At 64.0% G+C, this 20654-nt stretch carries 18 protein-coding genes; 11 read left to right on the plus strand and 7 right to left on the minus strand.

Annotated features, from left to right (window positions below; genetic code table 11):
* Positions 1 to 11: 11 nt before the first annotated feature.
* Positions 12 to 620, minus strand: a complete 609-nt coding sequence (locus ACSBOX_RS10520; protein ID WP_442545923.1) for a TetR/AcrR family transcriptional regulator — start codon at positions 618 to 620, stop codon at positions 12 to 14.
* A gap of 100 nt (positions 621 to 720) precedes the next feature.
* Between ACSBOX_RS10520 and ACSBOX_RS10525 the strand changes: the two genes are divergently transcribed.
* The 4 genes from ACSBOX_RS10525 to ACSBOX_RS10540 are packed head-to-tail and all read left to right on the plus strand — an operon-like array spanning position 721 to position 6215.
* On the plus strand, positions 721 to 2685 hold the full coding sequence (locus tag ACSBOX_RS10525; protein ID WP_442545924.1) for a primary-amine oxidase: 1965 nt from the start codon (positions 721 to 723) through the stop codon (positions 2683 to 2685).
* Complete coding sequence (locus tag ACSBOX_RS10530) at positions 2682 to 4196, plus strand: APC family permease (protein ID WP_442545925.1); 1515 nt, start codon at positions 2682 to 2684, stop codon at positions 4194 to 4196. Before ACSBOX_RS10525 ends, ACSBOX_RS10530 begins: the two co-directional genes overlap by 4 nt.
* A 27-nt stretch (positions 4197 to 4223) precedes the next feature.
* On the plus strand, positions 4224 to 4751 hold the full coding sequence (locus tag ACSBOX_RS10535) for a hypothetical protein (RefSeq protein WP_442545926.1): 528 nt from the start codon (positions 4224 to 4226) through the stop codon (positions 4749 to 4751).
* Positions 4752 to 4805: 54 nt separating this feature from the next.
* Entirely contained in the window at positions 4806 to 6215 is a 1410-nt protein-coding gene (locus ACSBOX_RS10540; protein ID WP_442545927.1) for an aldehyde dehydrogenase family protein, read from the plus strand.
* Between the two features lie 53 nt (positions 6216 to 6268).
* Here the strand turns inward: ACSBOX_RS10540 and ACSBOX_RS10545 are convergent, their stop codons facing one another.
* Entirely contained in the window at positions 6269 to 7450 is a 1182-nt protein-coding gene (locus ACSBOX_RS10545) for a low temperature requirement protein A (protein ID WP_442545928.1), read from the minus strand.
* A 126-nt stretch (positions 7451 to 7576) separates the two neighbouring features.
* Between ACSBOX_RS10545 and ACSBOX_RS10550 the strand changes: the two genes are divergently transcribed.
* A complete protein-coding gene (locus ACSBOX_RS10550) occupies positions 7577 to 7801 on the plus strand; it encodes a hypothetical protein (protein ID WP_442545929.1) in 225 nt (74 codons plus the stop codon).
* 74 nt (positions 7802 to 7875) lie between these two features.
* The gene (locus ACSBOX_RS10555; RefSeq protein ID WP_442545930.1) at positions 7876 to 8070 is read left to right on the plus strand and encodes a hypothetical protein; all 195 of its coding nucleotides are present in this window, start codon (positions 7876 to 7878) and stop codon (positions 8068 to 8070) included.
* A gap of 48 nt (positions 8071 to 8118) precedes the next feature.
* Here the strand turns inward: ACSBOX_RS10555 and ACSBOX_RS10560 are convergent, their stop codons facing one another.
* A complete protein-coding gene (locus tag ACSBOX_RS10560; protein ID WP_442545931.1) occupies positions 8119 to 9405 on the minus strand; it encodes an ABC transporter permease in 1287 nt (428 codons plus the stop codon).
* A complete protein-coding gene (locus ACSBOX_RS10565; protein WP_442545932.1) occupies positions 9402 to 10100 on the minus strand; it encodes an ABC transporter ATP-binding protein in 699 nt (232 codons plus the stop codon). The genes ACSBOX_RS10560 and ACSBOX_RS10565 overlap by 4 nt, the downstream gene beginning before the upstream one ends.
* 250 nt (positions 10101 to 10350) lie before the next feature.
* Here ACSBOX_RS10565 and ACSBOX_RS10570 point away from each other — a divergent pair, with 250 nt between their 5' ends.
* A complete protein-coding gene (locus ACSBOX_RS10570; protein WP_442545933.1) occupies positions 10351 to 11406 on the plus strand; it encodes a zinc-dependent alcohol dehydrogenase family protein in 1056 nt (351 codons plus the stop codon).
* Positions 11407 to 11530: 124 nt separating this feature from the next.
* Here ACSBOX_RS10570 and ACSBOX_RS10575 read toward each other — a convergent pair whose 3' ends face one another.
* Positions 11531 to 11893 (minus strand): SPW repeat protein, encoded by a 363-nt coding sequence (locus tag ACSBOX_RS10575; RefSeq protein WP_442545934.1) that lies wholly within the window; start codon positions 11891 to 11893, stop codon positions 11531 to 11533.
* A 394-nt stretch (positions 11894 to 12287) separates the two neighbouring features.
* Here ACSBOX_RS10575 and ACSBOX_RS10580 point away from each other — a divergent pair, with 394 nt between their 5' ends.
* Positions 12288 to 13508 (plus strand): sugar ABC transporter substrate-binding protein, encoded by a 1221-nt coding sequence (locus ACSBOX_RS10580; protein WP_442545935.1) that lies wholly within the window; start codon positions 12288 to 12290, stop codon positions 13506 to 13508.
* A gap of 8 nt (positions 13509 to 13516) precedes the next feature.
* A complete protein-coding gene (locus tag ACSBOX_RS10585; protein WP_442545936.1) occupies positions 13517 to 15634 on the plus strand; it encodes an ABC transporter permease subunit in 2118 nt (705 codons plus the stop codon).
* A 212-nt stretch (positions 15635 to 15846) separates the two neighbouring features.
* Here the strand turns inward: ACSBOX_RS10585 and ACSBOX_RS10590 are convergent, their stop codons facing one another.
* Positions 15847 to 16386 carry a hypothetical protein gene (locus tag ACSBOX_RS10590; RefSeq protein ID WP_442542393.1) on the minus strand — a complete coding sequence of 180 codons (540 nt, stop codon included), beginning with the start codon at positions 16384 to 16386 and terminating at the stop codon, positions 15847 to 15849.
* A 222-nt stretch (positions 16387 to 16608) separates the two neighbouring features.
* On the opposite strand from ACSBOX_RS10590, the gene ACSBOX_RS10595 reads away from it, so the two are divergent.
* Positions 16609 to 17475, plus strand: a complete 867-nt coding sequence (locus ACSBOX_RS10595; RefSeq protein WP_442542394.1) for an SDR family oxidoreductase — start codon at positions 16609 to 16611, stop codon at positions 17473 to 17475.
* 40 nt (positions 17476 to 17515) lie between these two features.
* On the opposite strand, the gene ACSBOX_RS10600 is transcribed toward ACSBOX_RS10595, so the two are convergent.
* Entirely contained in the window at positions 17516 to 20011 is a 2496-nt protein-coding gene (locus tag ACSBOX_RS10600; RefSeq protein ID WP_442542395.1) for an ATP-dependent Clp protease ATP-binding subunit, read from the minus strand.
* 174 nt (positions 20012 to 20185) lie between these two features.
* Here ACSBOX_RS10600 and ACSBOX_RS10605 point away from each other — a divergent pair, with 174 nt between their 5' ends.
* Positions 20186 to 20650: a GatB/YqeY domain-containing protein gene (locus ACSBOX_RS10605; protein WP_442542396.1), complete on the plus strand. Its 465-nt coding sequence runs from the start codon at positions 20186 to 20188 to the stop codon at positions 20648 to 20650.
* The last annotated feature ends 4 nt before the right edge of the window (positions 20651 to 20654 follow it).

Genomic DNA, 20654 nt, shown 5'->3' on the forward strand with positions numbered 1-20654 from the left:
AGGGCCAGCGGCTAGCGCGAGACCGCCGCTTCGGATGAAATGAGCGATAGATAGGTCTCCAGTTGGGACCGCAACTGATCCGCTGAGTGGTGTTCCGGCGTCAGCGTCGCCGTGATCTGGGCACCGAGCGCGAACGTCATGATCCCGCCGACCACGTCGTCGTCGATCAGTCCTTCCTTCAGTTCGCCAAGCTCCCTGGCCTCACGGAGCTTGGCGAACAGGGCCTCACGCCATTGTTCCATCGAGGAATCATGCAGCGCGGCCTTCGCCGGGTCAGTCAGTGCGCGCTGCCAGAAGGCAATCGCAATGCGCGCTTCGTTGAGCCTTTCGGCGTCGAGCGGCAATATTTCATGGCAATAGCTGCGCAATGCGGACAGGCCGCGCAGACCGGCAGTGGAGTCGCTCATGCGGGTATTCGTCTGGTTGAAGACGTGGCCGAAGGCAAACGTCAACAGATCGTCTTTCGTGGGGAAATACGGCTTGAGAGCGCCGTTGGCAAAGCCTGCCTCCATGGCAATCTCGCGCATGGTGGCGCCCTCGATCCCCCTGCTGGCGATGATCCGCCACGTCGCCTCGACGAGCTCTACCCTGCGCTTGTCGTGGTCTACGATCTTCGGCACGCGTTCCCCAAATCTTTTTTCTACAACCGTTGTGACTTAGATTACACGATGCTATTCTCTACACACATAGAAAATAAACCGCCACTCACAAAGGCCTTCCATGAGCACAACTTCCTCTACCGAAATCGCCGACATGGCTGCGTTTACCGGGCTGTCTCCCTATGCCTTGACTAGTGCCGAAGACATCACGGCCGTCAGGGGCATCTTGTCCGACGCCGGACTCTTCGACGGCTCCATCCGGATCGCCTATCTTGGCCTGCTTGAACCACCGCGGAGTGCGGAGGCGCGCGAATCAGGGACTCCGGACCGCAGGTTCAGGGCGTTCCTCCACAACGTTTCAACCGGTGCGGCACAGGACGTCGTGGTCTCTGTGACACATCGGGAAGTGGTCTCGAAAGTGGAACTCGACACCTCCGTGACGGGCGAGCTTCCGGTGGTCGAAGAAGAATTCGAGGTGGTCGAAGAGATCCTCGCCCAGGACGAACAATGGCTCAAGGCCTTGGCCGACCGGAACCTCGATGTCAGCAAAGTCAGGGTCGCTCCCCTGTCGGCCGGGGTTTTCGAGTACCCGGGAGAGAAGGGCCGCCGGATCCTGCGGGGTTTGGCTTTCGTCCAGGAGTTCCCCGGGGACAGCGCCTGGGCCCACCCAGTGGACGGGCTGGTTGCGTACGTCGACGTCGTCAGCAAGACGGTGGACCAGGTCCTGGATTTCGGGCCGGTCCCGGTGCCGGAAGAACACGGCAACTTTACGGACCCTGAGTTGACCGGTCAGATGCGCACTACCCAGAAGCCGATCCACATTACCCAGCCGGAAGGCCCCAGCTTCACAGTCCACGATGGAAACCACGTCGAGTGGGAGAAGTGGAGCCTCGACATCGGCTTCGATGTCCGGGAAGGCGTCGTTCTCCACAATGTGGCGTTCGACGACGGCGATCGCCGCCGCAGCATCCTCAAGCGCGCTTCCATCGCCGAAATGGTGGTTCCGTACGGCGACCCCTCCCCCGTGCGCTCCTGGCAGAACTACTTCGATACCGGCGAATACCTCGTGGGCCAGTACGCCAACTCCCTCGAGCTCGGCTGCGATTGCCTCGGCGACATCACCTACCTCAGCCCGGTAGTCAGCGACGCGTTCGGCCGGCCACGGGAAATCCGCAACGGAATCTGCATGCACGAAGAGGATTGGAGCATCCTCGCCAAGCACAGCGACCTCTGGAGCGGCGTGAACTACACCCGCCGGAACCGCAGGCTCGTCATCAGCTTCTTCACGACCATCGGCAACTACGACTATGGCTTCTACTGGTACCTCTACCTCGATGGAACCATCGAGTTCGAGGCCAAGGCCACCGGCGTCGTCTTCACGAGCGCCCATCCCGGAAAGGGCTACCCGTACGCCTCGGAACTCGCCCCCGGACTTGGGGCTCCCTTCCACCAGCATCTTTTCAGCGCGCGCCTGGACTTCGCCATCGACGGCCTGAGCAACAGGGTGGAGGAAGAGGACGCCGTCCGCGTACCCATGGGGGAAGGCAACGAGCGCGGCAACGCCTTCGCCCGCCGTCGGACGGTGCTCAAGAGCGAAGCGGAGGCCGTGCGCGAGTCCGACATGGCGGCCGGACGGGCCTGGATCATCTCCAATCCCGAATCACTCAACCGCCTGGGCGACCCCGTCGGCTACAAACTCCACGGACAAGGGCATCCCATGCTCCTGGCCGACCCCGAATCGTCCATCGCCCGGCGCGCAGCATTCGCTACGAAGGATCTGTGGGTGACCCGCTACGACGAGAACGAGCGCTACCCGAGCGGCGACTTCGTCAACCAGCACTGCGGAGGAGCCGGACTGCCGTCCTACATTGCCGGCAACAGGGACATCGACGGACAGGACATCGTCGTCTGGCACACCTTCGGGCTGACTCACTTCCCCCGCCCCGAGGACTGGCCCATCATGCCCGTGGACACCGTGGGCTTCAAACTGCGCCCCGAAGGCTTCTTCGATCGGAGCCCCGTCCTCGATGTCCCCGCCTCAAAGCCCGCCGAAGGCGGCCACTGCCACATGGAGGTCCAGAAATGAGCTTAGCAACCGGGAAAGAGACCACTGAGGTGGACCACCCGCATCACCATCGGCGCCGTCTCGGCGTCCCGGCAGTGACCTTCATGATCATTGCCGCCTCGGCTCCGCTCACCGTCCTCGCCGGCGGGGTGACGACGACGTTTGGCGTCACCGGGGTCACCGGCGTGCCGCTGTCCTTCCTGCTGCTCGGCGGAACCCTCGCGGTTTTCGCGGTCGGCTACGCGGCCATGAGCCGGTACGTCGTCAACGCCGGCGCCTTCTATTCCTACGTTGCCCAGGGCATCTCCCGGCCGGTCGGCGTCGGTGTTTCCATGGTGGCGCTGATGGCCTACAACCTGATGCAGGTCGGCATCTACGGTCTCTTCGGCTTCACTGTCTCGAGCTTGATCAACGAACGATTCGGCGCCACTGTCCCGTGGTGGATTCCGGTGCTCGTCTGCATCGCCGTCGTCGCGTTCCTCGGCGTGAACCGGGTGGACCTGTCAGCGAAGGTCCTCGGAGTGCTCGTCGGACTGGAGTTCCTCGTGGTGATCGTGTACGACATCGCCTCCTTCATTGTGGCGCCCGAGGGAGTCAGCGGCGCGCCGCTGAGCCCGCAGAGCCTCTTTGTCCCGGGCGTCGGGGCCGTCCTCTCCTTTGGCATCGCGGCGTTCATGGGATTCGAATCGGCCGCGATCTATGGCGAGGAAAGCAAGGACCCCAAGCACACCGTCGCCCGGGCCACGTATACGGCGGTGGCCATCATTGCCCTGTTCTATGCCGTGTCCTCCTGGGCCATGGCGGTCGGAACCGGACCGTCGGCGGTGGTCGATGCCTCCGCGAAGCAAGGACCGGACCTCATGTTCGGTTTCCTGAGTGACCACGCCGGCGTCCTCCTCGCCGACCTGGCCCGCTTGCTCTTCGTCACCAGCCTGTTCGCAGCCTTGGTCAGCTTCCACAACGCCGCCGCGCGCTACTTCTTCTCCCTTGGCCGGGAACAAGTCCTTCCCCGGAAGCTGGGGGCAGTCCGGCGACACAGCGGCGCCCCCTACGCCGGCTCGATCGCCCAGACGGTGATCGCCGTCGTCGTCACCGTGGCGTTCGCCATCGCCGGGACCGGATCCTCGCTCGGTGATCTCTACCCTGTCCTCACCATGTTCACCTGGCTGACCAACGACGGCGCGATGGGGCTTGTCCTCTTGATGACCGTTGTTTCGTTGGCGGTCATTGGATTCTTCCGCAAGAACAGGTATGACGCCGGATTGTGGACCCGCGTGATCGCTCCCGCCTTGGGGTTCGTGCTCCTGGCGGCGATCTTCGTCCTGATAGTGCTCAACTTCAACGTGCTGCTGGGCCAAAACGAGACCAATGCGCTGACGTTCATCCTGCCGGCCACGATCATCGTGCCCGGGCTGGTGGGGATCGCCTGGGCGTTCCGCCTCCGCCGGAACAACCCCGGCGTGTACCGACGGATCGGGCACGGCGAAGAGGGACCGGCAGCCGTCCACCTCGGCGACGAAGAAGACGAGTAGCTCCGGGACCGATGACCGGTGAACACCATGCACACAACCCTTTCGATAGTCATGCTGGCCTGCTGCGCCCTCGGCATCTGGAGCCCCCTGCGCGAAGGCGTGGTCAGGAACCTCAGCCAGTGGGGACCGATGGCACTCATGCTCGTGGCAATGGCGGACACGACCGTCGGGCCCGGCATCCTTCCGGGCGTCGTGTGGGGCCTGCTGCTGCTTCTCACTTCACCGTTACCGCTGATGCTCCTGCCCAAGGATCGCCGCGGCGGCATGGAAATACACCGTTCCTTGTCCATGGTGGCGATGTTCGCCGTTTTCGTCACCACCCTTCCCGCAGCCCCATCCAGTTCCGTACACCCAAGCCATGCGCATTCAGGACTGGGTGGAGTGAACCCGGCCTTGGCAGTTGTCCTCGCGGCAGCGGTCATCGCCTACTCGATCGTCCTGGCCTCCCAATCGCTCAGCGGGAAAGGCCGCGGACACCGTCGTCACGCGTCCGCACCGGTTGAGGCCCTCTCTTCGGCTGGCGCTTTGGGCGCCATGATCCTCATGACCGTGTGACGCGCTGGAACTTTGTCCTTCGAAACCATTACCAACTCAGAGTGGAGTAACCCCTTGGAAAGCTACGACGCCCTCCTCGCTTCAATCACCCCGACCGCCGGCGAAACCCGGACCATCTTCGACCCCGCCACGGGCACCGCCGTCGGCGAGGCGCCCGTCCACACTGTCGAGGACCTGCAGGCCGCCATCGACGCCGCCCAGGCAGCCCAGCCGGCGTGGGCTGCGGCCGGCCACGACGCCCGGTCCGCTGCGCTCCTGAAGGCCGCCGACGCCGTCGAGCGCTCCGCCGAGGAACTCGCCCGCCTGCTCTCCCGCGAGCAAGGCAAACCCTTGAACGGCCCCAACGCCCGCTTCGAAGTCGGCGCCTGCGCCGCGTGGCTCCGCGCCACCGCCGCCACCCCGCTCGATGCGGAAACCGTCGTCGACGACGGCGAAACCCGCGCCGAACTGCACTACCGGCCCATCGGCGTCGTGGGCGCGATCGGACCCTGGAACTGGCCCATGATGATCACCGTCTGGCAGATCGCCCCCGCCCTGCGCATGGGCAACGCCGTCGTCGTCAAACCCTCCGAATACACGCCACTGTCCGTCCTGGCCTTGGCCGCCGTGATCAACGAAGAACTCCCCCAAGGCCTCCTCACGGTGATCTCCGGCGGCCGCGACGTCGGCGAGGCGCTGGCTACCCACCCCGCCATCGGCAAGGTCATGTTCACCGGCTCCACCGCCACCGGCAAAGCCATCATCCGCTCCAGCGCGGACACGGTGAAGCGCCTCACCCTCGAACTCGGCGGCAACGACGCCGGCATCGTCCTGCCCGACGCCGACCCCGCCGCCATCGCCGAGGGCCTCTTCTGGGGTGCCTTCATCAACACCGGCCAGACCTGCGCCGCACTCAAGCGCCTCTACGTCCACGACTCCCTCTACGAAGCCGTCTGCACCGAGCTCACTGCGGTGGCCGCCGCGATGCCCATGGGCGTTGGTTTGGATGAGGGGAACGTCCTCGGCCCGCTGCAGAACCGGCAGCAATTCGACATTGTCGCCCGCCTCGTCGACGCCGCCCGGGACTCCGGCGCCCGGATCCTGCTCGGCGGCAACCCCGAGACCGGCCAGCCCGGCAACTTCTACCCCACCACCCTCGTGGCCGACATCGACAACGACAACCCGCTCGTCGCCGAGGAGCAATTCGGCCCGGCACTGCCGATCATCCGCTACAGCTCCGTTGACCAGGCAGTGGCGATGGCGAACGCGCTCGACGTCGGACTCGGCGCCTCCGTCTGGTCCACGGACCTGGACGCCGCCCGCCAGGTAGCGGCGCGACTCGAAGCCGGCACCGTCTGGATCAACAAACACGGCGCCGTCGACCCCCGCATCCCCTTCGGCGGCGCCAAGCAGTCCGGTTACGGCCTCGAATTCGGCGCCGAAGGACTCAAAGCTTTGGGTGTCCCCCAGGTGATCAACGGCTGACCCAACTCACTCGCAGTTATTGTCGTTTTGACGCCCCAGAACGACAACAACTGTCAGCTAGTTGGGGCGTGCCGCCGTCGTCTGTGAATCTCCACGTAGGCCGTGACCAGGAGCAGGACCACCGCGGAAAGTGCCAGAACGACGGCGGCGGGAACCACGGCGCTCACCGGTACGAGCACGACGGCGATTACCACGGTGGGAACTGCCCACGGCAGCACTGCGCGTGGTGGCTGGCCGTAACGAAGCGACACGATCGCGTTGCATCCATAGAAGAGGGCAAGGCCTCCACCGAGGGAAATCCCGGAACCGAACGGCAGATGCTCAAAGGGTGCTGGAATGGCTGTCGCGATCGCCCCGGCAATCGCAGTCACCCCCAGCACCAGGAGAAACGGCATGAACAACGTGGTCTGAAGGATCCCGGCGAAATCGGAGCGGGCCTGGAGTCGCTCAAGACCCGCGGTGATGGTCCCGGTGCCGTACTGGAAGAACGCCCAGCCGAGGAATGCCACCACCAGGAATCCGAGAGCGCCGACCAGCCCGGCGCCCGGACCCCAATCATCGGACACCTCAGTGACGATCGTGAATATGGACTCGCCGAGGACAATGATGACGAACAGGCCAAGCCGTTCCGAAGCGTGTTCGACGTTGATGCCACCGATGCTCCGCTCGGGCCAAAGGCGGGCTCCAACCACCACCATCCCAACCTCGACGACGATCGCGGCAGCCCACAGAACCACCGCGATGTGGAGCGGCAAGAAGGCAGAGATCAGCCAGAGGACAGCTGTGCCGCCGTTGTAGATCCAGATGCGCCACGGAGTTTCGGACGAATTTTCGCGGTGTTGGTACAGCCACAGGACCAGGAGGACAACGCGAATCGCTGCGTTGGCCAGCGAAAAGGCCCACGCCCTTTCGCCAAAGGCACCGGGCGCGGCAGCGGCCATGATGCTCGCCGCAGCCATGGCCGCGAGCATCGCGACACCCAGCGCCCGGGACGACAAACCGGGCAGGAGGTTGACGACGGAAACGATGTTGACCCAGGCCCACCACGCCGGAAAGAAGAGCAGGATGAACGTGCCAAATTGGGCCGATCCAGGATCGCCGTGGATCCCGCGCGCAAGTTGGCCGACGAACGCGACAAAGACGAGGTCGAAGAACAGCTCCATCCAGTGCACGCGGCGAGGATCACGGGCAACCTCGTGCTTCAACGCGCCGGGAACCGACGACTTATCCATCATTGCCCCATGGTATTGGCTGCCGAGGTTGCGCCACACACGGTTTGGGATAGTAGCATTTGTGAGGCAGGAATACCTTATGCGGGGAGCGTCCTACGCAAAGGGAAACATCGGGGGCAAGCAGTGGTCATGGATTCGGAACCGTTACAGCCAGAGGTCAATCCGCGATTCAGCAACACCCGGAAGCAGAATACCGAGCTTGCTATCCAGCAACTCCGGGACGGCGGGTTCACCACCGCCCAAATAGATGAATTCGTGGCAACGTTGCATCGCATGGAAGCCGACGATTCGATACTTGCGCCCCTGACGAATGCCCTGCTCGCCATGAACGTCTCAGTCCAGTGGCTGATGTAGCGGCGCGCCGGCTCCCGCCCTTCGAACGATTTTGAACCCTTTTGGGGCCCACTTTCCAGTGGGACGATTTTGGTATGAGCGAAACCCAAGACCAAAAGCTCGGGTCCCCGGCCGCCGGCCACAACCTGCTCAGGGAAAAGGGTATCCCCGCGGAGGAATACGAGCACCCGACCACCCACCAGATGCGCATCGTAGGTCAGCGGCGGACGGAAGCGGAAGCCAAGCTTCAGCGGCAACAGCGCGAAGCCCGGGAGAAATTCCAGCACTGATGCAGGTTCCTGTTCAGCATGGTGCCGCTGAACAGGAACCCGCGTCACCTACTCGTAGCGCAGCGAATCGATGGGATTTTGCCGCGCCGCGCGCCACGCGGGAAGTGTGCCGGCGATGAACGCGATGACCATGACCAGGAGGACGACGGCGGCAACCGGGCCTGGTGCGAAGGCAAGGATGTGAAGCCCGGCGAGGTCGCTGAGCGGACCGCGGGCGAGGGCACCACTGACTACGGTGCCGAGGCCGATAGCCGCCGCCGAGCCGATGACGCTTCCGAGAAGGCCGATAAACGCCGCCTCCGTGCTGAAGAGCGCGAACACGGAACCGCTGCCCATGCCCATGGCTTTCATGAGGCCGATTTCGCGGGTGCGTTCCTGGACGGACATGAGGAGCGTATTGACGATGCCGAATCCCGCTGCCAGAAGGGCGATGACCGCGAAAGCGTCCAGCACTCCGATGATCCCGTTGATCACGGTCTTGACGGTGCCGATCCGGTCGTCGAGGGTCTGCGCGGTGTACCCAGCTGCGCTGAGGTTGGATTTCATCTCACTCACTTGGGCCGCGGACGAAGGCGCGAAGCTCGCAGTGGCGTCGGTCCACGTGCTGGCAGCTGTGGAAAGGGCGCCTGTGGCTTGGGCCTGCGTCAGAGCCATGGAAAGGGCCTTGTTCACTGCTATCCCGGAGCTGCTGAGCAGGCTGTCCTGCTCGACGCCGGCGACGCGCCCGGCCACGATGTGCATCGAACCGGTGGCGTCGGTGATGCCGATGTTCACGTCCTGACCGATCGCTTGGCCGTTGTCGGCGAATCCGAGCGGGGCGATGTAGCTGATCGGCAGGAGCAGCTGGGTCTGGCTGCTGGTGTCGTCCAGGTTGGTCCCGGAGGCGAGCTGGGGCCGGGCCCCGGCGAGGGCACTGACCGAGAGCTGGTACTTGTCGTGGCTGCTCCACTGGATGTAGTCCGGGCTGATCCGGGTGACGGGGGCGACGCCGGTGATGCCGGGAATGGCGCCGATCTTGTCCAGGTCGGCTTGCCCCAAGGTGAGCTGTGAGGATCCGGGCCTGCCGCCAGCGGCCACGCGCTTGATCGTCGGATCGTATTTCTTAGGCCCCGTGCCCGTGTTGCCGGTGGTGTCGGTCTTGGTGACCGTGAAGGCGTTGCCGGGCCCGACGGCGGCGAGCTGGGAGTCGATGTAGTTCGAGATTCCCGTGCCCAGGCCGTTGGTGATGGTCAGGGTGAAAGCGCCGACGAAGATCGCCAGGACAGTCAACGTTGTACGCAGTTTGCTGCGGAAGCTGTTCGCGATGGCTGTTTTCAGTATTTCGAGCGGTTTCATGCCGCGTGCTCCTCGTCCGTGGTGATCAGCAGGCCGTCGCGGATGTACAAGCGGCGCTGGAAGCGCTCTGCGAGGTCGTGGTCGTGCGTGACGACAATCAGGGTGATGCCGTGGTTCTGGTTCAAGTCGAACAGGATGTCCTCGACGATCCGGCCCGTGGCCGTGTCGAGGTTACCCGTCGGTTCGTCCGCGAAAAGCACCTGGGGCTTGTTCACCAAAGCGCGGGCGATGACGACTCGCTGCTTCTGTCCTCCCGAAAGATTCGAGGCCTTGTTCCGCGCTTTGTCCGCCAGCTGGAGCTGTTCCAGGACTTCCATGCCCCGACGGCGCCGTTCCCTGGCGCCCACACCGGCTATTTTCAGGGGAAGCACCACGTTCTCGAGCACGCTCGCAGCAGGATTCAGGAAGAACTGCTGGAAGACGAATCCGAACATCTCGTTGCGTAGACCGTTCAGCTTCCGGCCGTTCAAGCTCCGGGCCTCCGTCCCGTCCACCGTGATGGTGCCGGTCCCGGGGGTGTCCAGGAGAGCGAGAAGGTGCATGAGAGTCGACTTGCCCGATCCGCTCTTGCCGACGATCGCCACGGATTCTCCGTGCTGAATGTCCAAGGAGACACCCTTGAGCGCGTCGAAGCGGTCAGGACCGCGCCCGTAACTTTTGGTTAACTCGCGCGCGGTGAGAATCGGGACGGGCATGCGGATTCCAATCAATAGGTCTAAGAGCCGGTGGTCCGCGGAAACCAGGGTGCATCCGCCACGAAACTGTCTGTTCGGCCAAGGGAGATTAGCACGCCAATCTGGAAGGCAGGCTCAGGAAGAATACCTACCGAGGATATCCGCGAGCGACGTCGACGGGCACCCCGCTGGCTACCGGGGAGTACAAGACCATAGGCACCGCGGGGATAGACTCGATTCAAGCCCAACAACCACCATTTGAGGAGCCCCCATGCGCGCCACCATCATCCACGGTCCCGGCGACATCCGTGTTGAAGACCGTAACTACCCCACGGTCCAGCTGCCCACCGACGTCGTCGTCAAAGTCACTGCCTCCTGCGTCTGCGGATCGGACCTGTGGCCGTACCGCGGCGTCAAGCCCACCCACGGGCCTTCGGCCATCGGGCATGAATTCATCGGCACGGTGGAAAGCATCGGCGACGACGTCACCACCTTGGCGGTGGGCGACTTCGTCATCGCTCCCTTCCTGGTCAGTTGTGGCGCGTGCCCGCAGTGCTTGGGCGGCGTCACGGTTGCTTGCGACCATCTGGCGGGTTGGGGCGGCAAAGATGACAGCGGGCACGCGATCGACGGCGGCCAAGGCCAGGCCGTGCGGGTACCCCTCGCCGAATCCACCCTCGTCAAGGTTCCCGGCGTCACGGAACCCGACGACGCGCTCCGCGCGAGCTTGCTGACGCTCTCCGACGTGATGGCGACCGGCCACCACGCAGCCCTCGCGGCGAAGGTCGGCCCCGGCAGGACCGTCGTCGTGGTCGGCGACGGCGCGGTGGGACTCTGCGGCGTGCTCGCAGCGAAGCGGCTCGGAGCCGAACGAATCATCGCGATGTCCCGGCACGCCGACCGCCAGGCGATTGCCCTCGAGTTCGGGGCCACCGACATCGTCGCCGAGCGCGGCGAGGACGGCGTAGCCAAGGTCCGGGAGTTGCTGGGAGGCGTCTTGGCCGACTCGGTGCTTGAGTGCGTCGGAACCAAGGAATCCATGGAACAGGCATTGCACAGTGTCCGCCCGGGCGGTGCCCTCGGCTTCGTTGGTGTCCCGACGGGCGGAGCCGAAGCCCCGCTGCGTTACTTGTTCGACACGAACATCTCGATCGCCGGCGGCATGGCACCTGCCCGCACCTACATCCCCGAACTGCTCGCGGACGTGCTTGACGGCAAGATCAATCCGGGCCGCGTCTTCGACACCGTGATGCCGCTCGAGGAAGCGCCCGAGGCATACCGCGCCATGGACGAACGTCGCGCCATCAAGGTCCTGCTCACCCCCTGAGGTCGACACGGCGTTACAGGACTTGGCAAGCGGCCGGCGGGTCCGATGAGGGCCCGCCGGTCGATGTTCCCGCTGTTCGGCGTTTCAGCACTTCAGTGTTTCAGCACCTCGGTGTTTCATCCCGTCAGTGCGAAGGGCTGACCATGTGATGCCGGTGCTCCTCGGTGCTGGGTTTGATCGCCATCGCGGTGACGACGAGCGCCACCAGACCAGTGATCCAGGACGTCCAGGCGACGCCGGTTTGCGTGGCGTAGGAACCGAACCACGGAGAAAGGAACAACAGGGCGCCAAAGGCTGCCTGGATCCACTCCATGACCGGGGTTCCGGGGATGGCCAGATTGATGACGCCGCTGATGACCAGCAATGCGCCGAACACGAGCATCAAGGCAGTCGAGCCGCCGGCCGCCTTGGTCCAGATGACTGATAGCACAGCGTAGAGCCCGGCAACTACCGTGACCCAATCCTGCCATCGCGTCCATTTCTTCATTGAACCCACCTCTGTGATGTGGACTGCATCCCGGGGTATCGGGCAGGTACTCCGGTATTGATGTAACAAAATGCGAGCCCGGCTGCTTCCCGGCATCCCATCGTCGAATCCTGCCCCGCACGAAGCCTTGCTAAGAGCAGACTTCCGGTCTACAACGTAGTCATAGAGCAACATCGACGGACGTGCCCGGCGTCGCCGGCATGTCCGTCCGGAGAGGACCCCGTGATATCGAGTCGCTGGTCGTAAAGTCGCAGTCAGCCGAGTGCTGGCTCTTCGACGTCCGTTGGTGAGAACCGCCGTGGCCTCCGGCGTGGACCTGCGTCCGGCGCCAACGCCCAGGTTCCGGCCCGACCCCGCCAGGTCGCCTGCTGTCGAAACCAATGGAAGGAAAGAAATGTTAAACATGAAGGTCCCGGCACGAGGCGCCGGAACCGCCTTCATTGCAACCCTCGCTATCACGGCACTCGCCGCATGCTCGAGCACGAGCACATCGTCGACGTCGAGCGCCACGAGCTCCGGAGGAGCGGTGCCGCAAATCTCTGCGGATGCGTTCACAGCCGACTTCTCGGCGATGAAACAACTCACGTCCCTCGCATCCCAAGGCAAAGGGATGGTCGGGGTACTGCTGCCGGACACCACCACCTCCGCGCGGTACGTCACCTTCGATGCCCCCTACCTGAAGAAGGCCTTCGAAGCCGCGGGACTCGACTCTTCCAAGTTCAAGATCGACAATGCGCAAGGCAGCGCAAGCACCATGCAGACGCAAGCCGAGGCTGACATCACGGCCGGGGCTTCCGTGCTGCTTGTCGATGCCCTCGACTCCGGATCGGGCGCAGCCATCGAGGCGGCCGCCAGCGCACGCGGCGTCAAAGTGATCGACTATGACCGGCTCGTCAAAGGCGGGGCCACGGACCGCACCTACGTGAGCTTCGACAACGTCAAGGTTGGCCAGCTGATCGGCCAGGGCGAAGTCACGTGCCTCGCGGACTGGAAAGTCACCAAACCCAACATCCTGGTCATGGACGGCGATCCGACCGACAACAACGCGAAACTGTTCGCCGAAGGCTATAACGGCGTGCTCAAGCCGCACTTCGACAATGGCGAGTACGTCAACGTAGGAGAGCCGGCGGGCACCTGGACGCCGTCGGTGGCACAGACCACCTTCGCCCAGCAATACACCGCCCACCCGAACATCAACGCGGTGGTCACGCCTAACGACGACAACGCCAACGCCGTGATCGCCTACCTGCAGAGCAAGCAGATCCCCGCCAAGACCTTCCCGACGACGGGACAGGATGCGTCCCTGTCCGGCCTGCAGAACATCCTGAAGGGTTACCAGTGCGGAACGGTGTACAAGCCGATCTACTTTGAGGCCCAGGCGGCAGCCGCGGCAGCACTCTACCTTCGGGCGGGCGTTACCGTTCCGTCGACCCTCGTGAATGGCAAGACCACAGACGACACCGCGAAGTCCGACGTCGCATCAGTCCTGCTGACCCCGCTGTGGGTGACTACGAAGAACATGGCGGACACAGTGGTCAAGGACGGTGCCGTAACGAGTTCTTCGCTGTGCGTCTCGCAAGTGAAGGACGCGTGCACCGCGGCAGGTATCCAGTAGTCCCAACGATGAGTGAGCTGGCAGCCCCGGACCCCGCCGACGTCGGGCCCCTCCTCCGGCTGGAGGGCATCGACAAGAATTTCGGGCCGGTGCAAGCACTGGTCGATATCACCCTAGAGGTGCCGATCGGCAAGGTGACTGCGCTTGCCGGCGACAACGGCGCGGGCAAATCGGTGTTGATCAAGTGCGTGGCCGGCATTCACGCCCCCGACGACGGGCAGGTGTTTTGGGAAAACCAGCCCGTCCGGTTGAATTCGCCGCACGAAGCCGCAGCGCTCGGCATCGAGACCGTCTACCAGGACCTTGCACTGTGCGACAACCTCGACATCGTGCAGAATCTGTTCCTCGGCCGCGAACGCCTCCGCCACCTTCTCCTTGATGAAGAGAGCATGGAGATCGCGGCACGGGAGACACTCGCGAGCCTGGCCGTGACCACCGTGCGGTCGATCCGGCAGCCGGTCGCGTCGCTGTCCGGCGGGCAACGCCAGTCCGTGGCGATCGCGAAGTCGGTGCTGTGGAACTCGAAGCTCGTCATCATGGACGAGCCCACCGCGGCCCTCGGCGTTGCCCAGACGGAGGTGGTCCTTCACCTGATCCGCCAGCTCGCCGACCGCGGAGTGGCCGTCATCGTCGTCTCACACAATATGAACGACGTGTTCGAAGTCGCGGACCGCATCGCCGTGCTCAGGCTCGGGCAGCTAGTTGCCGTCCGGCCTGTCACGGAGATGGACCGGCAGATCGTGGTGGACCTGATGACCACGGGGTTCTCCGATCGGGCACGGCCGGAACTCGCGCCGCCATCGCCGTCGAACCGTCAGCTGACCGCCGCCAAGGGTCCGCTCCCTTCCGCGGCGGCGGTGCTCCAGGACGAGCCGACCACGGCTGCAGCCAAGCGGAAGGCCGCATTGGCGTTGAACCCGGACATCACCGCGACCTCGCTGCCCGATTATTTCCGCGCGGCGTTCGCGCGGGTCCGGGGCGGCGAGAGCGGCGTGCTGCCGGTTCTCGCGGGCCTGTTGCTCATCTCGGTGCTGTTCCAATCCCTGAACCCGAATTTCATGACTCCCGGCAACATGGTGAACCTGCTCATCCAGGGTTCGGTTTTCATGCTGTTGGCGATGGGCCAGGTTTTCGTGCTCCTGCTCGGCGAAATCGACCTGTCCATCGGATACGTCGGCGGAGTGGGCGGCGTCATCATGGCCGAACTCGTCCAGGAGTCCACCGGCTGGCCATGGTGGGCGGCGATCGCCGTCGGCCTGCTGAGCTGTGCCGGGATCGGACTGCTCCACGGGACGATCATCACCCGGCTCGGCCTGCCGTCGTTCGTCGTGACCCTCGGCGGCCAGCTTGGTTGGCTTGGCGTGATGCTCATCATCCTCGGCAGCGGCGGCGTGGTGCCCATCAACGACACCGTCATCAACAACATCGCGAGCGGCAACCTCAGCCCGGTCACCAGCTGGATCCTCATGCTCGTCGTCGTCGGGGCGTTCAGCGCGTGGACGTGGCTGCGGGACGGCCGCCGCCGCAAAACCGGGCTCGTCGCACCGCCCGCCAGCGTGAGCGCCTTGAAGATCGCAGCGGTGCTCGCCGCGGGCGTGGCCATCGTGTGGCTCTGCAATACCGACCGGGGTACCCTCGTGGAAATCAGCGGCGTGCCCTGGGTGCTCCTCGTGGTGCTCGGAGTCCTCGCCGCCTGGACGCTGCTGCTCGGGCGCACACGGTTCGGCCGCTACGTCTACGCCATTGGCGGCAACGCCGAGGCCGCGCGGCGGGGAGGCGTGAACCTTGCGCGCATTCGCACCCTCGCCTTCATTCTCGCTTCCTTCACCGCGGGAATCGGCGGAATCGTCTACGCGTCGCGGCTCCGCTCCGTCTCGACGTCGTACGACGGCGGCACGCTGGTGCTTTACGCCGTGGCGGCAGCAGTGATCGGCGGGACCAGCTTGTTCGGCGGGCGCGGCAAGGTGCTGCACGGAGTCTTGGGCGGACTGGTGATCGCCACGATCGATAACGGCATGGGCCTGCAGGGCTACAGCGCACCGGCCAAGTACGTCGTCACGGCGCTGGTTCTGGTCGCGGCCGTGACCATCGACGCCGTGGCGCGCCGCGGGCGCTCCCGGACGTAAGCGGCAACCAGGCCAGCAGTCGTGGCAGGACTGGACGTAGTTAGTCGGCAAACCCTGGCTTCCCAACGTGCGTAGTCCTCAGGACTATCGGGGATTGATTCAACACCGAGGACAATGAATATGGTTTTGGGATCCGGGAGACTCCCCTGAAGGATAATCTCCAACATATTCAAGAATTAGTTTGTTTTTCATGTCACACGTTGACTGCCCGTCTATTGGCTATTCGGCTCCAGTACGAGGAGGCTGGGGGCAATCTGCTTCCATTGACCGCCCGTTCTCGTGGCCACGACGGCGTCCGCACTCTTCAGCGTATTTCCGGGCGCGCCGTGTGGAGATATCAACCAAGCCTGTTCGCTGTGATCATCGTTCCCGACTCGCAGCCCATAGCCTTCGAAGCCCTTGACGTTTGTGCAGGCCAAACCGAGCGGCTCGGCAGCTTTCCCGACGGTTGCGATGCAAATCTTGTCCGAACCGCGAGTGACGGCGAAGTAGCGAGCGTTCGGGCCGGCCCCAAGAAACCGGGCGTTTGTCAGATCGGCGCCGGTTGGCCCAAAAATGGCAATGAATTTGTCCGGTAATTTATCAGACTCCGCCTGACGCGATAAGAAAGCCGGAACGACGTCTGAGGCTGATGATATCGACGGAGGAGCGTTGAGCGTTGCGGCGGTCAGTGTGATGCCGGAAACGCAGACTGCGCCGGCGAGAATGGTTGCCTTTATTGATGCGCGCATGAATTTCCCCAAAAATTCCAAACGTCCTTATGGGTTTTAAAAAGTAGCAGAAACCAGAAATTGGGTCAACGATAGTGTGGTGAGGCAAATATAAACCAGGGAACGCAGCCTGAGTCGTTTCCCCGATTCGCGCAGTGTTGAATCCGTAAGCCAGGAACGAAAACTGGTGGTCGCGCCGCGAAGTGCAGGAGTAGATTTACCTCAGCGCGGGATTGCCTATGGGTTTGATTGCTGGAGGCGACAATGATTGAGTCTGGACGAGTGCTTGTGGTCGGGGGCACCGGGATGCTGGGCAGCCAGGTAGTGGCCAGGCTGCTAACCGGTGGAAAACAAGTCCGCGCCTTGGTGCGGCCCGGTTCGGATGCGGGCCGCCTTGAAGAAGCAGGAGCCACGATCGCCCGTGGCGACATGATGGACCCCGAATCGCTGGCGCACGCCATGGACGGCGTCGACGCGGTGATCACCTCAGCGGCCGGTTACACCCATCACCGGGAAGGTGACACCCCTCTCACCGACACAGTGGGCAACATCAACCTCGTCGATGCGGCCAGCCGCGCCGGAATTCGCCGATTTGTCCTCACCAGCATCCTCACGTGCGATCAGACGCCGGATGTGCCCCACTTCTGGCACAAGAAACTGACCGAGGACCGCTTGGAAGAACTCGGGGTCCCTTTCGTGGCCCTGCGCCCGGGCGCGTTCCTTGAGCAGATCACCCGCTTCGGCGACCCGTTCAGCGAAGGGCGGCTCATGTGGTTCGGGTCGTCAAGCGTCCCCCTGACGTACGTTCTTGCCAGTGACCTCGCCGGTTACCTCGCGGCGGCAGTCGACGCGAACGGCGTCGAGGGGCAGCGCATCGACATCGGCTGGGACCGGCCGGTCACCATGCAGGACATCGCCGATATCTCTTCCCGAATGCTCGGCCGGCAGATCGACCTCGTCCTCAACCCGGTCCGCCAGATGGGGCCGGACCTCGGGGCGATGATGGAGTGGTTCGGGACCGGCCGCTATGTCGCCGACACTTCACGGCAACGCGAGGTCTTCGGCCCACCGCCGACTGCGGAGGACGCCGTCGCACGCCTGCTCACCAGGCTCGGACACAAGCTCGACTGACACAGGCCCGACGGCAGCACGGGCGGTCTGTCCGCTCGCCCTAGCCCACGGCGGGCAGCGCGTCGGGGATGCGCGGCTTGGCGTTGCCGGCGAACGTGAACTTGGCGTCGTCGCCTTCGCCGTCCACGTCGACCACCACGATGTCGCCCGGGTGCAGTTCGCCGAAGAGGATCTTCTCGGAGAGCTGGTCCTCGATCTCGCGCTGGATGGTGCGGCGCAACGGCCGCGCACCCATGGCCGGGTTGTAGCCCCGGGTCGCAAGGAGGACCTTGGCGGCGTCCGTCAGCTCGATGCCCATGTCCTTGTCGGCCAAATGCTGTTCCAGCCGTCGGATCATGAGGTCAACGATCTCGATGATCTCCTCCTGCGTGAGCTGCGGGAACACAATGACGTCGTCGACGCGGTTAAGGAACTCGGGACGGAATTGCTGCTTGAGCTCCTCCGTGACACGGGCCCGCATCCGGTTGTAACCGGTGGTGGTGTCCGTGCCGGACTGGAAACCCGTCGCCACGCTCTTGGAAATATCGCGGGTGCCCAGATTGGTGGTCATGATGATCACCGTGTTCTTGAAGTCCACCACCCGCCCGTGGCTATCCGTCAGGCGGCCGTCTTCCATGATCTGCAACAGCGAGTTGAAGAGATCGGCATGGGCCTTCTCCACCTCGTCGAACAGCACCACGGAGAACGGACGACGGCGGACCTTCTCGGTCAGCTGACCACCCTCGTCGTAGCCGACGTAGCCCGGAGGGGCACCGAAGAGACGCGACACGGAATGCTTTTCCGAGTACTCGGACATGTCCAGCGTGATGAGGGCCTCTTCGTCAGCGAAGAGGAACTCGGCCAGGGCCTTCGCGAGCTCGGTCTTGCCGACGCCGGTGGGTCCGGCGAAGATGAACGAGCCACCCGGACGCCTGGGGTCCTTCAGGCCTGCACGGGTGCGGCGGATGGCACGCGCCACCGAGTTGATCGCCTCATTCTGCCCGATAACGCGCTTGTGGAGTTCCTCCTCCATCTTGAGGAGGCGGCTGGACTCTTCCTCGGTGAGCTTGAAGACCGGGATGCCGGTGGAGTTCGCGAGAACTTCGGCGATCAACTCCTCGTCGACCTCCGAGTGGCCTTCCGTGCCGCCGGACTTCCATCTCAGTTCCTTTTCCCTGCGTTCGGCGACGAGCTTTTGCTCCTTCATCCGCAGTGAGGCAGCGCCCTCGAAGTCCTGGGCGTCGATGGCCGATTCCTTCTCCATCTTCACCTCGGCGATGCGTGCGTCCATCGCTTTCAGCTCGGGCGGACGGGTCATGCGGCGGATGCGCAGCCGTGCACCCGCCTCGTCGATCAGGTCGATGGCCTTGTCCGGCAGGAACCGGTCCGAAACGTAACGCTCCGAGAGGCTCGCCGCGGCCGCCAGCGCTCCGTCGGTGATGGTCACCCGGTGGTGCGCCTCGTAACGGTCACGCAGGCCCTTGAGGATCTCGACGGTGTGGGCCACCGAGGGTTCCTGGACCTGGATCGGCTGGAAGCGGCGCTCCAACGCGGCGTCCTTCTCGATGTGCTTGCGGTACTCGTCCAAAGTGGTGGCACCAATGGTCTGGAGTTCACCACGGGCCAGCAACGGCTTGAGGATGGAAGCTGCGTCGATCGCACCCTCGGCAGCGCCGGCACCCACGAGCGTGTGGATTTCGTCGATGAAGAGGATGATGTCGCCACGCGTGCGTATTTCCTTGAGGACCTTCTTCAGGCGCTCTTCGAAATCACCACGATAACGGGAACCGGCCACCACAGAGCCCAAATCGAGCGTGTAGAGCTGCTTGTCCTTTAGGCTCTCCGGCACGTTGCCGCGGACGATCGCCTGGGCGAGGCCCTCGACGACGGCGGTCTTGCCGACGCCGGGCTCACCGATCAGCACCGGGTTGTTCTTGGTGCGGCGGGAGAGGACCTGCATGACGCGTTCCATCTCCAGCTCGCGGCCGATCACGGGATCGAGCTTGTTCTCCCGCGCGGCCTGGGTCAGGTTGCGGCCGAACTGGTCCAGCACCACCGAACCGGCCGGAGCCACCTCGGCCTGGCTCGGTCCGGCGACCGTCCCGGCCGGGTCCTTGCCCTCATACCCGGAGAGCAAATGGATGACCTGCTGGCGGACCCGGCCAAGGTCGGCGCCAAGCTTGACGAGCACCTGCGCGGCAACGCCTTCACCCTCACGGATGAGGCCGAGCAAGATGTGCTCAGTACCGATGTAGTTGTGGCCGAGCTGCAGGGCTTCGCGGAGTGCGAGTTCAAGCACCTTCTTGGCACGCGGGGTGAAGGGGATGTGACCCGACGGGGCCTGCCGGCCCTGGCCGATGATCTCCTGCACCTGCTCGCGGACGCCATCGAGCGAAATGCTCATCGACTCCAACGCCTTGGCGGCAACCCCTTCACCCTCCTGGATCAGACCCAAAAGGATGTGCTCGGTACCGATGTAGTTGTGGTTGAGCATGCGTGCCTCTTCTTGGGCAAGCACAACAACGCGACGGGCACGGTCCGTAAATCTCTCAAACATTTCGCCACACTCCTGGCAGCCGCTTACCTTGATGCTACGTCTCTGCGGGCCTTCTTGGGGGGGATTCGCCGGAGGCAGAATTTTAGATACCGGGCCGGTTGGCTGCATGGCTGTTCTGCACAGACGCTCCAGACCGTGAAGAATGAAATCAACTACCAAGAAGGGGAAATTCACATGAGCACCCTGAAGCAACGGCTGCATGCCGACGTCGTAGTCCATATGAAGGACCGCAACAAAACCGCGCTTACGACGGTCCGCAACGTCTTGGGCGAAATCGAGACGCGTGAGAAGTCCGGCAAGACACCCGTCGAGCTGGACGACACCCAGGTGACCGCCCTGCTGCAAAAGGAAGCCGCCAAGCGCCGGGACACGGCCCGCATTTACACGGAGGCCGGAGAGGCCGACCGCGCCGCGGCGGAAATCGCCGAAGCAGAAGTCATAGAAGAGTACCTGCCCAAGATGTTGACGCCCGCCGAAGTCGAGGACATCGTCGACGAGGCAATCGCCGCGTTGAAGGCCGGTGGCACGGAACTCTCGATCAGGCAGATGGGGGCCGTGATGAAGCCCGTCACAGCAAAGGTCGCCGGCCGCTTCGACGGAAAGGCCGTCAGCGAAATCGTCCGAAACCGACTCGCATAAATTC

This window comes from Arthrobacter sp. KN11-1C, assembly GCF_052180225.1.
GTDB lineage: Bacteria > Actinomycetota > Actinomycetes > Actinomycetales > Micrococcaceae > Arthrobacter.